The sequence below is a fragment of the Xanthomonas nasturtii genome (genome assembly GCF_001660815.1).
GTDB lineage: Bacteria > Pseudomonadota > Gammaproteobacteria > Xanthomonadales > Xanthomonadaceae > Xanthomonas > Xanthomonas nasturtii.
In genome coordinates this window covers 1-13,639 of sequence record NZ_LYMI01000043.1, presented here as the reverse complement: position 1 = coordinate 13,639, position 13,639 = coordinate 1, and the positions used below count along the sequence as shown (strand labels likewise).

9 protein-coding genes and 1 pseudogene are annotated in these 13,639 nt (G+C 63.6%); 4 read left to right on the top strand and 6 right to left on the bottom strand.

Annotated elements, in window-relative coordinates; all coding sequences use genetic code 11:
* The first annotated feature begins 17 nt into the window (after positions 1–17).
* Together A7D16_RS15115 and A7D16_RS15110 are read left to right on the top strand one after the other, a co-directional pair.
* On the top strand, positions 18–3,011 hold the full coding sequence (locus A7D16_RS15115; RefSeq protein ID WP_046936733.1) for a Tn3 family transposase: 2,994 nt from the start codon (positions 18–20) through the stop codon (positions 3,009–3,011).
* Positions 3,012–3,101: 90 nt separating this feature from the next.
* Positions 3,102–3,305: pseudogene (locus tag A7D16_RS15110) on the top strand (DUF480 domain-containing protein); the annotation flags it as partial.
* 155 nt (positions 3,306–3,460) lie between these two features.
* On the opposite strand, the gene A7D16_RS15105 reads toward A7D16_RS15110, so the two are convergent.
* The 3 genes from A7D16_RS15105 to rep form a co-directional block, all read right to left on the bottom strand.
* Positions 3,461–4,294 (bottom strand): DUF4272 domain-containing protein, encoded by an 834-nt coding sequence (locus A7D16_RS15105; protein WP_095522419.1) that lies wholly within the window; start codon positions 4,292–4,294, stop codon positions 3,461–3,463.
* A 21-nt stretch (positions 4,295–4,315) separates the two neighbouring features.
* A complete protein-coding gene (locus tag A7D16_RS15100; RefSeq protein ID WP_082925819.1) occupies positions 4,316–4,867 on the bottom strand; it encodes a GNAT family N-acetyltransferase in 552 nt (183 codons plus the stop codon).
* A 79-nt stretch (positions 4,868–4,946) separates the two neighbouring features.
* Positions 4,947–6,923 carry a DNA helicase Rep gene (gene rep, locus A7D16_RS15095; RefSeq protein ID WP_064634114.1) on the bottom strand — a complete coding sequence of 659 codons (1,977 nt, stop codon included), beginning with the start codon at positions 6,921–6,923 and terminating at the stop codon, positions 4,947–4,949.
* A gap of 212 nt (positions 6,924–7,135) precedes the next feature.
* Between rep and A7D16_RS15090 the strand changes: the two genes are divergently transcribed.
* Both A7D16_RS15090 and A7D16_RS15085 read left to right on the top strand, forming a co-directional pair.
* Positions 7,136–7,765, top strand: coding sequence for a thymidine kinase (locus A7D16_RS15090; protein ID WP_064634113.1), 630 nt, complete (start codon positions 7,136–7,138; stop codon positions 7,763–7,765).
* A 444-nt stretch (positions 7,766–8,209) separates the two neighbouring features.
* Entirely contained in the window at positions 8,210–9,454 is a 1,245-nt protein-coding gene (locus tag A7D16_RS15085) for a GAF domain-containing sensor histidine kinase (RefSeq protein ID WP_064634112.1), read from the top strand.
* A gap of 78 nt (positions 9,455–9,532) precedes the next feature.
* On the opposite strand, the gene A7D16_RS15080 is transcribed toward A7D16_RS15085, so the two are convergent.
* The 3 genes from A7D16_RS15080 to mutM all read right to left on the bottom strand — a co-directional run bounded on the left by A7D16_RS15080 (position 9,533) and on the right by mutM (position 13,280).
* On the bottom strand, positions 9,533–11,134 hold the full coding sequence (locus A7D16_RS15080) for a glucan biosynthesis protein (RefSeq protein ID WP_064634111.1): 1,602 nt from the start codon (positions 11,132–11,134) through the stop codon (positions 9,533–9,535).
* A 68-nt stretch (positions 11,135–11,202) separates the two neighbouring features.
* Positions 11,203–12,306, bottom strand: coding sequence for a DUF4380 domain-containing protein (locus tag A7D16_RS15075; RefSeq protein ID WP_082925820.1), 1,104 nt, complete (start codon positions 12,304–12,306; stop codon positions 11,203–11,205).
* A gap of 158 nt (positions 12,307–12,464) precedes the next feature.
* Complete coding sequence (gene mutM, locus A7D16_RS15070; protein ID WP_064634117.1) at positions 12,465–13,280, bottom strand: bifunctional DNA-formamidopyrimidine glycosylase/DNA-(apurinic or apyrimidinic site) lyase; 816 nt, start codon at positions 13,278–13,280, stop codon at positions 12,465–12,467.
* Positions 13,281–13,639 lie beyond the last annotated feature (359 nt).

Below are 13,639 nucleotides of genomic sequence, written 5' to 3'. Positions count from 1 at the left end.
CATAACCTTCGGATCCAATGGCTACCCTTCACGAGACCGCCTACCCGCGACTGAAGCCTGATCCCACCGCCAAGGAACTGGAGGAGATCTATACCCCCACCGCCGCTGAGATTGCATTCGCCAAGCAGCTGACCACCCAGCCGGGTCCGCAACTGGCGGTGCTGATCCATCTCAAGCTCTTCCAGCGCTTGGGTTACTTCACAGTGTTGGCCGAAGTGCCCGAGCGGATCCGGAAGCACATCGCCAAGGCCGCCCGACTCGGGCGCGTATTGGACACCGACCAGCTCGAACGCTATGACGCCTCCGGCAGCCAGCGCCGGCATATGCCGCAGCTGCGGCAGTTCATTGGGGTGCGTCCCTTGGACAAAGCTGGGTTGTCTTGGCTGGACACAGTGGCCACCGGAGCAGCACAGACCAAACACACTATCCCGGACATCGTGAACGTCCTGCTCGAAGAGCTGGTGCACCACCGCTACGAACTGCCAGGCTTCCGCACCCTGGAGCTGGCCGCCATTGGCGCACGCGAGCGGGTCAATTTGGGGTACTACCGCAGCATCAGTCACGCACTGACGCCTGCCACGCGCGCGCTCATTGACGAATTGCTGCGCGCACCGGAAGGCTCCAGATTTACTGGCTGGCAATCGCTCAAGCGCGAGCCTGGCCGGCCGACCAACAAGGAAGTTCGTTTTTATCTGCAGCACATCCGCATGCTGCAGCAGTTGGCTGACCAACTGCCTCCTATCGATGTGCCGGTGCCCAAGCTCAAGCAATTCCGTGCAATGGCTCGGGCCTATGACGCCAGCGAACTGGCCGAATTGGCTGAGGACAAGCGCTATGCGCTGGCCACCATCTTCATTCGCGCCCAGCACGCCAAGACGCTGGATGATGCCGCCGAGTTGTTCATCAAGCAGGTGCGCGGGCTGGAGAACACGGCCCAGCAGAAGCTGCTGGCATACCAGCTCGAACATGCCAAGCGGGCCGACTTCCTCATCGGCCAGCTCAAGGAGATCCTGCAGGCCTATCAGCTCGACGGCAGCGATAGTCAGCGCGTGGATGCCATCGACAACAGCCTGGAAGCGGAAGTGTCGACCTTGCTGGCCGAATGCGAAGAACATATGGCCTACGCCGGCAAGAACTACCTGCCTTTCATGCTGCAGCCCTATGGCGTGGTCAGGCCGCTGCTGTTCAATGGGCTGGAGCTGATGAACTTGCGGGCGACCAGCCACGATGCCGGCATGGAGCCGTTGATCGCAGCCGTGCTCTCGCTGCGCAACCAGCGTCGTGAGCTGATCGAGGTCGCTTCCCTCGGTTTGGACCCAGAAAAGGACTTCGACTGGATGTCCAAGCTCTGGCGTCAGCACGTGTTCGGCAAGCGGGCCAGCGCGGCCGGCGCCGGCTGGATGCACCGGAAGTACTTTGAGCTGGCCGTGCTGGTGCAGGTCAAAGACGAGCTGAAATCCGGAGATCTCTTCATTCCCAGCAGCGAGCGCTTTGATGATTACCGCGAGCAGCTGGTCGATGAGGCCACCTTGGCGCAGGAACTGGAAGCCTATGGCCAGGTGTCAGGCCTGCCCACCGACGCCGAGTCTTTCGCGGCGGGGTTGCGCGCACAATTGACCGCCTTGGCCGATGAGGTCGACGCGCGTTTCCCGGAGAACGTGCATGCGGACATCCTGGATGGGCGCTTGGTGCTGCGGAAGGGGCAACGCGCCGAAGTCTCCAGCGCGATTACCACCGTGGATCGCCTCATCGCCGAACGGCTTCCAGAGTCCAGCATCGTCGATGTGCTGATCGATGCCAGCCAATGGTTGGATCTGCACCGTTTTTTCCACCCGATCGCCGGCACCGGGAGCCAAGTCGAAGATCTGCCCCGACGTGTGATCACCACACTATTTTGCTATGGCTGCAACTTGGGTCCGACGCAGACGGCGCGGTCGATCAAGGGCTTCAGCCGGCGCCAGGTTGCTTGGCTGAACCTGAAATACGTGACCGAGGATGTGCTTGAGAAGGCCATCGTGGAGGTCATCAATACCTACAACAAATTCGACCTGCCGGGCTATTGGGGCAGCGGGAAAAGCGCCTCAGCAGATGGCACCAAATGGAGCGTCTACGAGGACAACCTGTTGTCGGAGTACCACATCCGCTATGGCGGCTACGGCGGCATCGGCTACTACCATGTGTCCGACAAATATGTGGCGCTGTTCAGCCACTTCATTCCCTGTGGCGTGCACGAGGGCATCTACATCCTCGATGGCCTGCTGGCCAACACGTCCGACATCCAGCCTGAGATCGTCCATGGCGACACGCAGGCACAGAGCTACCCGGTCTTCGGTTTGGCCCACATGCTGGGCATCCAGCTGATGCCCAGGATACGAAACATCAAGGATCTGACTTTCTTTCGGCCCGAACCTGGCAGGACCTATAAGAACATCCAGGCACTGTTCGGAGACAGCATCGACTGGCAACTGATCGCGACCCATCTCCACGACATGCTGCGGGTGGTGATCTCAATCCGATTGGGGAAAATCACCGCGTCCTCGATCCTGCGCCGGCTGGGCACCTACAGCCGGAAGAACAAGCTGTACTTCGCCTTCCGGGAACTTGGCAAGGCCGTCCGAACGCTGTTCTTGCTGCGCTACATCGATGACAACGAGATTCGGAAAACGATCCATGCTGCGACCAACAAGAGCGAGGAGTACAACGGCTTCGTAAAATGGGTGTTCTTTGGCAGCCAGGGGATCATTGCTGAGAACGTCCAACACGAGCAGCGCAAGATCATCAAGTACAGCCAGCTGGTCGCGAACATGATCATCCTCCACAACGTGGAGGGCATGAGCCGGACCTTGGCTGAGATGCGGAAGGAGGGGATTGAACTGACGCCCGAGATCCTGGCCGGCCTGTCGCCGTATCGGACCAGCCACATCAATCGTTTCGGCGACTACCATCTCGACCTTGATAGGGAAGTGGCGCCGCTGAGCTATACAGCGAAAGTCCTTGAACAGGCCCCATAGACGGGGAGATCCGCTATCGGGACAAAGCCTTTATCATTGTGTTTCAATCGCTTAGGTGGTTTTTGGCCCTGTACGTAACGATTCCCTGCCGACCCTCGCTATGCGCATCTGCTCAGCGGCGAGCTGGATGTGGAAGCACTGCAAGCCGCAGCGGCGCGTGCCGCACCGAGCACACGCAGCGGCAGCGACACCAGCGAACTGGAGGCGCGGGTGCAGACACTGGAAGCCACGGTCGCCGACTTGCAGGATGCACTGGCTGCGGTACAGGCACGGCTGGACGCGGCCGGCGCCTGATCCCGACGGTCAGCAGCCGGCAGCAGCAGCGCTGTGGCCGGTCTGCAGCGCTGCTGCCTCTGGCCTTGGGTTGAGGCCAGGGGCGGCTAACGCAACGCATCGTCATTGCCGGCGCTCCGCCCGCGCTTCGACGCCGGGATCGGAGCACTGCCGGCTCAGGTCGGCGTATCCACCTCGTCCCACTCGGCATCTTCGAAGTGCAGCAGCCAGTTGAGCGCGTAATGCCGCTCGTACACCACGCCCGGCACGATGCCGGCGGGTACCGGCTGACCGGATGGCCCGGCCTGGCGCACCGCCCAGTGCAGGCGCAGGTGACGGTCCAGCACATCCAGCAGCTCGGGCAGCGGACGTAGCGCCCGCACAGGGCGCACCGCGGCGGCTGCGTGGTCCAGCGCGCGCTGGGCAGCCAGCGGTACGTCGCACGGGGCGACCGGTTCCGGCAGCGCAGCCGCCAAGCCCAGGGCCCATTGCAGCACGGCCAGGCTTTCGTAGCGCCAGCCGAAGTTGGCCAGCGCCTGCGCATCCGGTGCTGCCTGGGCGAAGAAGGCGCGCTCCTGCGGCGACAGCGCCACCGCTGCGCCGGGCAGACGCGCCGCCACCTCCTCCAACGATGGCGGCGTATCGCCGGCCGCCAGCATCTCTGCACGCAGTGCCACCGCAAACAAGGCCAGCATGCGTAGCGTCACCATCGCCGCGTCGCGCACCCTCGCTTCGCCCTCGCCGGCCACCGGTGGCAAGCTCGGCGGTACACGGATGCCCTGCGCGCTCAGCTGCGCCAGGTGGTGCGCCCGCCGTTCGATCGCATCCGGCGGATACGGCACCTGCGCATCGTCGTCGATGGCCGGCTCGCCCTGGCTGATCAACACCCGTCCCTGCCGGTCGCGCACACTGCCATCGGCCAGGAAGCACACTGCATTGGCCTGCTCGGCCCACTGCGCCAGCGCACCGAAGTCCGCGTCGTCGACATCGAACGTAAAGTGCTGCCGCAGAAGACAGCGCGTCGCTGGCGCTCAGCCAGCCCTACCGGCAGGCGCAAGATCGATCGCGTAATACAGCACTGCAGGAGTGTCGGGGCTCAACACCCGCAGGCCTTGCTGCTGCAGCCCGAGCGTTTCCAGCGCACGGATCGAATCGGCATTGTCCGGCGACACGATCGCGCACAGCTGCAGCAAGCCCAGCACATCGCGGGCGTACGCAAGCACTGCGCGCCCGGCTTCGGTCACATAACCCTTGCCGCGATACGCAGGCAACAGCGCAAAACCGATATGCGGCACCGGCAACGTGTCGCGACACAACAGGCCCAACGTGCCGATAAACGCGGCATCTTCGCGCGTCTCTACCGCCCAGTGCGCGAACCCATACCGCGCATGGTGGGCCTGCGCCCATTCGCGCAGATGCTCACGCGCCTGCTCGCGGGTGCGGATGCCGCGGTCGTTGATACCGGCGATGAAGCCGGGGTCGTTGACCAGTTCCAACATCGCATCGGCGTCATGCTCGGGGTCGAGCGTGCGCAAGCGCAGCCGCGGGGTTTCGATCACGACGGTCACAGCGCACTCAGGCATCGGGACAAGCCAGACTGCCGTGCCGCTGCGTTACTGGCAAGCGATGCAGCGCGTTGCGCGTGCAACGGCGCACCACGCGTCAGTCGAACAATGCCTGGATCGCCGCCAATCCCGCGCTGGCACGTTCGTTCTTGCGCTCGGCATCGGCCACCGGGTCGGCGCCGTCGCGTTGCAGTTCTTCGGCCGGAATCTCGTCGAAAAACCGGCTTGGCTTGAGCCGCACATGCTCACCGAACTTGCGCGTCAGCTTGCTGTGGCTCATCCACAGCTGCTCCTTGGCGCGGGTGATGCCCACGTACAACAAGCGGCGCTCTTCCTGCAGGTTGCCTTCTTCCAGGCTCACTTCATGCGGCAGCACCCCGTCCTCGCAGCCGACGATGAACACGTAGCGGAATTCCAGGCCCTTGGACGCATGCATGGTCATCATGCGCACCTGGTTGCCGCCATCGTCCTTGTCGTTGCGCGACAGCAATGCCAGCTGCGCGGCCAGATCGCTGGCACTGGCGCCACGCGGGCCGCCTTCGAACCACTCGGCCAGCTCGTCCAGATTGCGCTTGCGCCGCTGGAACCCGGTTTCGTCCTTGGACTGGTTGCGCAGGTCGTTGAGCAGGCCGGATTTTTCGGCCAGCGTGCGTACCAATTCGCCGGCCGGCATCGTGGCCGAGTGCTCGCGCATGTCGCGCAGGATATCGGTGAACGCACTCAGGCCATTGGCCGCACGCGGCGGCAAGTGCTGCAAGGCGCCCATCGATTCGGCCGCACGCGACATCGGCACCGACTTGGCGCTGGCAAGCTCGGCCAGGCGCGCCAGCGAGGTCGCACCGACTTCGCGCTTGGGCGATTGCACCGCACGCAAGAATGCCGCGTCATCTTCGGGGTTGACGATCAGCCGCAGCCACGACAGCACGTCCTTGACTTCTTGCCGTTCCAGGAACGCCGTGCCACCGGTGAGGTGATACGGCACGCGCAGCAGCTGCAATGCTTTTTCCAGCGGCCGCGATTGAAAATTGCCACGGAACAGAATGCAGAAATCGCTCCACGGCACCTGCTTGGCGGTGCCCAGAAACGAAATCTCCGCGGCCACTTTCTCCGCCTCATGCTCGCTGTCGCGGCACTCCCACACGCGGATGCGCTCGCCGTCGGCCTGGTCGCTCCACAGCGTCTTCAAGTGCTCGTGCGGGTTATGCGCGATCAAGGCATTGGCCGCGCGCAGCACACGATTGGAGCAGCGGTAGTTCTGCTCCAGCTTGATGATTTCCAGCGCCGGGTAATCGCGCGCCATCTGCTGCAAATTTTCCGGGTTGGCACCGCGCCAGGCGTAGATGCTCTGATCGTCGTCGCCCACGCAGGTGAAATTGCCGCGCGGCCCGGCCAGCATCTTCAGCAGCCGGTACTGCGCATCGTTGGTGTCCTGGCACTCGTCCACCAGCAGGTAGCCGATGCGCTCGCGCCAGCCCATCACGATGTCTTCGTTGGCTTCCAGAATCTGCACCGGCAAGCGGATCAGGTCGTCGAAGTCCACCGCATTGAAGGTGGTCAGCCGCGCCTGGTAGCGCTCGTACAAACTGGCGGCTTCTTTCTCGCGATTGCTGCGTGCTGCCGCCATTGCCTGCTCGGGCGACAGGCCGGCATTCTTGGCGCGCGAGATCAGGTTCTTGGCATCTTCGATCGCATCGGGCTTGGCGCCATGCATCAGGTCCTTGATCTGTGCGGCGGCATCGTCCGAGTCGAAGATCGAGAAGCCGCGCTTCAAGCCGGCCGCGGCATGCTCGATCTGCAGGAACTTCAGGCCCAGCGCGTGGAAGGTGCAGATGGTCAGGCCGTCAGCCCCATCGCCGCGGATGCGCTTGGCCACACGCTCGCGCATTTCCTTGGCGGATTTGTTGGTGAAGGTGATCGCGGCGATGCGCTTGGCCGGATAACGGCCGATGGCGATCAGATGCGCGATCTTTTCCACAATCACGCGTGTCTTGCCGCTGCCGGCACCGGCCAGCACCAACAAGGGACCTTCGCAGTGCAGCACCGCGGCGCTTTGCGGGGGATTGAGACCGTGCATAGAGGCTTCCGACAGAGCGCGCCATTGTACCGGGGCTGCCCGCGGCTGGCCGGCGCGATGGGTTCATGTAGCTGTTACAGCTGGCCTTTGCCGCACAACTGCGGGCTGTGCACGCCTGCTCATCGACGCCACCGACGGTCACATCGCCAAGCCACGCCAACAGTACGCACGCCGGGCCCGCATCCAGCCGCCCGGCCCGGTAAAATCGCCCGATGGCCAAGCTCTATTTCTATTATTCGGCAATGAATGCCGGCAAGACCACCACCTTGCTGCAGTCGGCGCACAACTACCGCGAGCGCGGCATGCGCACGCTGATCCTCACGCCCAAGCTCGATCACCGCGCCGGCAGCGGTGTGGTCGCCTCGCGGATCGGCCTGCGCGCGGACGGACGCATCTTCGAGCGCGACACCGAGTTGCAGCAGTTGGTGGAACGCGACATCCACAGCGACGGTGCCTTGCATTGCGTGCTGGTGGACGAAGCGCAATTCCTCAGCCGTGCGCAGGTGTGGCAGCTGAGCGAGGTGGTCGACCGCCTGCGCATTCCGGTGCTGTGCTACGGCCTGCGCACCGACTTCCGCGGCGAGCTGTTCGAAGGCAGCCAGTTCCTGCTGGCCTGGGCCGACGAGCTGGACGAGATCAAGACCATCTGCCACAGCGGCAGCAAAGCCACCATGACCGTGCGCGTGGACGCGCAAGGGCATGCGGTGCAGGACGGCCCGCAGGTGGAAATCGGAGGCAACGAGCGCTATGTGTCGGTCAGCCGCGCCGAGTTCAAGAAGATCATGCGCGGCGAAGGCCGCATCGATCCGCTGCAGATCGCCTTGCCACTGCCGACGGCGTAGCGCTGAGCTCCGGCGACGCAGCCGTGGCGATCGCCGCATCGCAGCCAGTCTCGCCTGCGTGATCAACGCGATCGCGCACCTCTTCGCGCCGTCACACGCAACCGGTGTGGCAGCGCGGAGGCAACACAGGCCTGCTCGAACAGCAGGCGTTGCGCCACTCGGCCGCATTGCACACCATCAGCGCCGAGCGGATGCCAGCGGCGTAAAGCACCTTGCCTGCACGTGGCACAACATCGCCTTGCGCAGTGGCCAACTACGATCCACCAACCGCGATCTATGCGCTGCGCAGGCACTGCTACACCTGTGCGGGCATGCGGTCACGCAAGCATCGCCTTGACCGTTGGACCAGCGTATCGTGACGCATTAAGTGCAGCGCCGCGTCGCCCAACCGGGCGCAACCGCGGTCCTGTAAACTGGCGATCATCCACTCATCGGGAGGCATACATGGGTCCGCTTCCTTCCGAGTTACGCGCCGACATCGCGCGTGTTGGCCGGCTCTCGTCGGTTCCCGACGTCCTGACCATCCTCACCCGTCTGACCGGAATGGGTTTCGCCGCCGTCGCGCGCGTGACCGATACGCGCTGGATCACCTGCCAGGTGCGCGATGATCTGTCTTTCGGTCTGGCGCCCGGCGACGAGCTGCCATTGGTCACCACCTTCTGCGACAGCGTGCGCACCCAGGGCAACGCGGTGTGGTTCGGCCATGCCTCCGAGCACCCGGTCTTCCGCGACCACCCCACACCACGGCTATACGGCTTCGAAAGCTACGTCTCGGTCCCGATCAGGTTCGACGACGGCAGCGTGTTCGGCACCCTATGCGCGCTGGATCCGCTACCGCGCGTCATGGACGCGCCGCTGGTGGAAAAGGTCGAACTGCTCGCGCAGTTGCTGGCCGCACAGATCCAGGCCGAGCAGCGTGCCGAAGAAAGCGCGCTGGAATCGCGGCGGGCACGCAGCGAACTGGGCCGTGTCGGTGCGTCGGCGCGTTTGCGCGAAGAGTTCATCGGCATTCTCGGGCACGACCTGCGCAACCCGTTGCAGTCCATGCATGCGGTAGTGGACATGTTGTCCATCGACCAGCTCAACCAGCGCCATGGCAGCGCCATCCGTTCGATGCAGCGCAGCCTGCGACGCATGGAAGAGCTGATCGATTTCGCCTGCGATTTCGCCCGCGGCATCGAACGCGACTGGCTGCAGCTGGACTACGGCGACGGGAGCGATTTGCTCGATGCACTCTCCCAGGTCGTGGACGAAACCCGCGCGGCCTACCCCAACCAGGTGTTGTCCACGCATGTGGCCATCGATGAGCCGGTGCATGGCGATGCGGTGCGGTTGGCGCAGATGTTCGGCAGTCTGATGATCAACGCCGTGGTACAGGGCCAGCAGAGTTCGCTGATCAAGGCGATCGCCGTGACCGAATACGGACGGCTGCGCATCGAAGTCTGCAATCTGGACGGCATCGATCCGCGCCGGCTGGATGTCCTGCACGCGTCCACTCATGTGCATACCGGCGGGCGCGCCCTGCCCGACGTCGATCTGGGCCTGCACATGGCAGCGCAGATCGCGCAGGCCCATCAAGGCGAATTACGCATCACCAGCGGCAAGGACGGCACCTGTTTCCGCGTGGAACTGGCCTGCGTCCGCCCGCGCGGGCGTCTGCAACTGGTCAACACCTCGGCACCTGCCTGAGCGACGTCCGCAGGGACTGCAAGCCAGTGCAACGCTGGCGGCCAGCAACGGTCGCCAGCCGCTTTTGCCTATCCGTGCTCAGTAAATCTTGCGCTCGCTCGCCGATGGCGGCGTCCACTGGTAGAGCCAGGTTTCGGTAAGCGGCTTGCCGTTGGCGCGCAGATACAGGCGGATATCGATCTGCTGGGTGCCTTCGTCCGGCGGCACCAGATCGAACATCGCCCGATAACCCTTGAGCTCATGCAGCGGCCGCGCCGACACGATCTCGGTGCTGCCGCGCGAAACCTGCAGCACGGTCTCGACCTTGGCCTTGGAGTCCTTCACCAGCGCTGCCAGTTGGCCGCCGGCAAAATCCACCGCAAACCGCCAGGAGAAATGACTGCGCTTTTGCCCCACAATGCCGCCCAGACCGGTACGCGTGGCCACGCAATGCGCCAGCGGCGAGCTGGCCGGCGGCTGCGCGCCCCAGTACAACCGGTAGCCCATCAGCAGTTCCTGCCCCGGCTGCGGCTTGGCCTGCGGGTTCCAGAACGCCACGATGTTGTCGAAGGTCTCGTCCACGGTCGGAATCTCGACCAGCTGCACCGAGCCCTTGCCCCAACCGCTCTTGGGTTCCACCCACAGGCACGGGCGCTTCTCGTAAAACACGCCATCGTCCTGGTAATGGTCGAAGTTGCGGTCGCGCTGCAGCAGCCCGAACCCGCGCGGGTTCTCGTCGACGAACATGTTGAAGCGCAGCTGCGGCGGGTTGCACAACGGCCGCCAGATCCATTCCCCGCCGCCGGTCCACATCGCCAGGCCATCGGTGTCGTGGATTTCCGGGCGCCAGTCCCAATCCATCCGGCTGTCGTTCTCGCCGACCTGGTACATGCTGGTGCATGGGCCAATCCCCAGCCGTTCGATTGCCTTACGCGGGTATAGCGCGCTGTCGATGTCCATCACCAGCACTTCGCCATTGGTGATGGCGAACCGGTACGCGCCGGCAATACTGGGCGAATCCAGCAAGCCGTACACCACCACCGTGTCCGAATCGTCGGCCGGCTGTTCCAGGTAATAGGCGATGAAATCGGGAAACTCCTCCGGCCCACCGGTGCCGGTATCGATCGCCAGCCCACGCGCCGATTGCCCGTACTGGCCTTCCTTGCCGACAGCACGGAAATAGCTCGCGCCCAGGAACGCCGAGAAATCGCGATCGGTGTCCTTGCGTGTATTGAGGCGAAAGCCGGCAAAGCCCAGGTCCTTGGGCAACTGCTTGCCGCCCAGCCCGCTGCTGCCGTAATCGAACGCTGCCGGGTCGTAGGCCAACTGCTGCGCCTTGCCATCGACGATGTCGTAGATGTGCACCGGGGTATGGAAATACAGCCCGAGGTGGAAGAACTTCGCCTGGAACTTGCCGTTGCCATCGGCCCACAGCGCATGATCCTGACGGTAGCGGATCGACTGGTACTGATCCCAGTTCAGCGCCTCCAACGGTCCCGGCAACACCTGCTTGTGGCTTTTGTACGGCGCCTTGGCCAGCGCACGCGCCTGACCCTTCAGCCAGGCGTAGTCGAATGGCTGCGGCTGGCCGAGTCGACGCAGCCCAACGGCCTTGGCTGCCAGCGCCCAGTGCGGCAACGTCGGCAAACCGAGCGCGGCCAAGGCGGCCGCGGCATTCTTCAGGAAGTGGCGTCGTTGCATGCGCATCGATCTGGTCAGGGATTGGGCGACATCATAGCCACTGCCCGGCATCGCGGTGAATGCGCAACTCAGCGCGGCACGGGTGGCGCATCGCAGGCGTTGGCCAACTGCAACGCGTTGGCCTTGCCGCACAGGAACTGCCGCTGCGCCTGTTCGTCATCCGGCCCGGTGTAGCGCAGCAAGGTCCATTGTTCCTGCGCCTGCATCTGCGCCCCTGGCGCGAGCTGCCGGTACGGTGCGTGGACCTCCATTTCCAGCAGTCCCTGCTCGGGATGCTCAGGTGGCGCATCCAGGTACAACTCCACCTGCCCCTGCTCGGGATGGATCGCCGCCAACGGCTGATGAGCAAAGCGAATCACCAGCACCTGCCCGCCTGCAAAACCGGCCATCCACCCAGCAGACGGCTGCAGCAACAGCTTGCCGCGCTGGATTAAGCCGTCTTTGCGCGCATCGGCGCGCAGCGCAAGGACACCGCGCGCGTGCTTGTAACGGGGCGCCACCGTCCCGGCTTCGCTTGGCGGCTGCACACGAATATCCGTCGCGGCGGCCACCGGCACAAAGACCCGTGTCGAGGCCGCAACCCGCGTGTTGAACCAGAGATCCCAGGCAATCGGCTGCGTGCGGATATTGCGTGCGCTGGCCTGGATGTCCACGGTATCCGCATGCGCTGCAGACAGTTTGATGTGCTTGCGCAATTGCACACCGGTCAGCGGGCTCGGCACACCTTCGAACTCCAGTGCGTCCTGACTGCGCTGGGTGATATGCGTCTGCGCCAAGGACAGATACGGATCCGGCGGCCACACTGCTGCCGCCGCCTGACGCGTGCGATTGAGCTGCTGATGCAGCCACCACTGGCTCTGTGGCCCGATCCATACATCATGGCCGAGATAGGCGATATCCCCCGCAGTGGCTGACACCTCGGGCGCCGGCTGTTGTTCCACCGCTGCGCCGACCTTCAGCACGTTGGGCTGACCGCGCAGGTTGAACGACAACACGCGCCCACCGAAGGCGGGCGTGGCGCTCAGCTCTACTGCCTTGCTGCTCAACTGGATGCGCTCTACGGCAGCTGCGTTCGTGGGCGCGGGCGCAACCGCACCCGTCGAGGTCATCGGCAGCAGCGCAAACGCGCCGATAACCGCCAAGGGAGTGAAACGCTGTGGCGAGTTCAGCATGGAATGCTTCCAAACAAGGGCATCGCGATTGTGGCCCGCTGCATGCAGGGAAACCAGACGCACACAGCGGTAGTCGCTTCGTTGCAGCTCGTTGGGTGAATCCGAGAGACGTGCCGGATCACTGCAGTTGTCGGCCATGCCTGGGCATGGCTTGGCGCTTACCGCTGACAACTCCCGCACCACACCGTCGCGCGTTGGCCGATGGTGGCGTGCTTCAGCACCCGCCCGCATTGTTTGCAGGCCTCACCTTCGCGTCCGTAGACGGTGAGTTCCTGCTCGAAGTAACCGGGCGCACCATCCGGACTGATGAAGTCGCGCAACGTGGTACCACCGCGGTGGATGGCGTACGCCAGGATGTCTTTCACTGCATCAGCCAGACGCCGGTAGCGATCCAGCGACACCTTTCCCGCCTCGCGCAACGGGCTGATTCCCGCCCGATGCAGGCTTTCGGCAGCGTAGATATTGCCAACCCCGACAACCACTGCCTGATCCATCAAGAAGGTTTTGACAGCGGCACGCCGGCCGCGTGCCAACCCATGCAGATAATCGCCAGTAAATGCATCCGATAATGGTTCCGGACCAAGCGCGGCAAGCAATTCATGTGCGTGTGTATCGGATTGCCACAACAGGCAGCCAAAGCGACGCGGGTCGTTGAAGCGCAGTACGCGTCCGTTTTGCAGGCTGATATCCACATGATCGTGCGCACGCGGCAACGTATCGCCAGGCAGGACACGCAGACTTCCGGACATTCCAAGATGCAGTAGTGCACTGCCACCGGCGTCCGTATCGATCAATAAATACTTCGCGCGCCGACGCACGCTGGTGATGGTGGCGCCGGGAAGCAGGCGCTCGATTTGCTCAGGGATCGGCCAGCGAAGATCGGGACGCCGCAGGATGACGCCATGGATGCGTTGTCCGAGCAGATGCGGCGACAGGCCACGTAGCGTTGTTTCGACCTCTGGCAACTCGGGCATCAATGCATCCAAGGAACGACCGGTCACGCACCGGCAAGCCAGCAGATGGAGGCTGAAACGCCCAAATGCAATCAACGTGACGCTGCTGCCGCTCAATTGTTACAGCGTTTCTGCTTCCCTGATATGGAAAACGCGCTTTCGATGTAACGATGCGAATTGATGCATTGGTTAAGTCGGCAGAAGCCATCGCATACGCGACGCATAAGCTTTGCGCTTCAATCGCCTTGGTCTCCCACCACTTGTGAGTCAGCTGTTTGCAGCCTTGCGGAGCAACCCAGTACTTGCAAGCGTCTTGGTTTTCTCAAATTGCAGGCAAAAAGAAACCCTCCATCCTGTTGGATAGAGGGTTTCGGGTAAAG

Excerpts from the sequence above, each read along its gene's own strand:
- A7D16_RS15115 (WP_046936733.1), top strand. The coding sequence starts at position 18 with ATGGCTACCCTTCACGAGACCGCCTACCCGCGACTGAAGCCTGATCCC.
- A7D16_RS15100 (WP_082925819.1), bottom strand. The coding sequence starts at position 4,867 with ATGCCTGAGTGCGCTGTGACCGTCGTGATCGAAACCCCGCGGCTGCGC.
- rep (WP_064634114.1), bottom strand. The coding sequence starts at position 6,923 with ATGCACGGTCTCAATCCCCCGCAAAGCGCCGCGGTGCTGCACTGCGAA.
- A7D16_RS15090 (WP_064634113.1), top strand. The coding sequence starts at position 7,136 with ATGGCCAAGCTCTATTTCTATTATTCGGCAATGAATGCCGGCAAGACC.
- A7D16_RS15085 (WP_064634112.1), top strand. The coding sequence starts at position 8,210 with ATGGGTCCGCTTCCTTCCGAGTTACGCGCCGACATCGCGCGTGTTGGC.
- A7D16_RS15080 (WP_064634111.1), bottom strand. The coding sequence starts at position 11,134 with ATGCAACGACGCCACTTCCTGAAGAATGCCGCGGCCGCCTTGGCCGCG.
- A7D16_RS15075 (WP_082925820.1), bottom strand. The coding sequence starts at position 12,306 with ATGCTGAACTCGCCACAGCGTTTCACTCCCTTGGCGGTTATCGGCGCG.
- mutM (WP_064634117.1), bottom strand. The coding sequence starts at position 13,280 with ATGCCCGAGTTGCCAGAGGTCGAAACAACGCTACGTGGCCTGTCGCCG.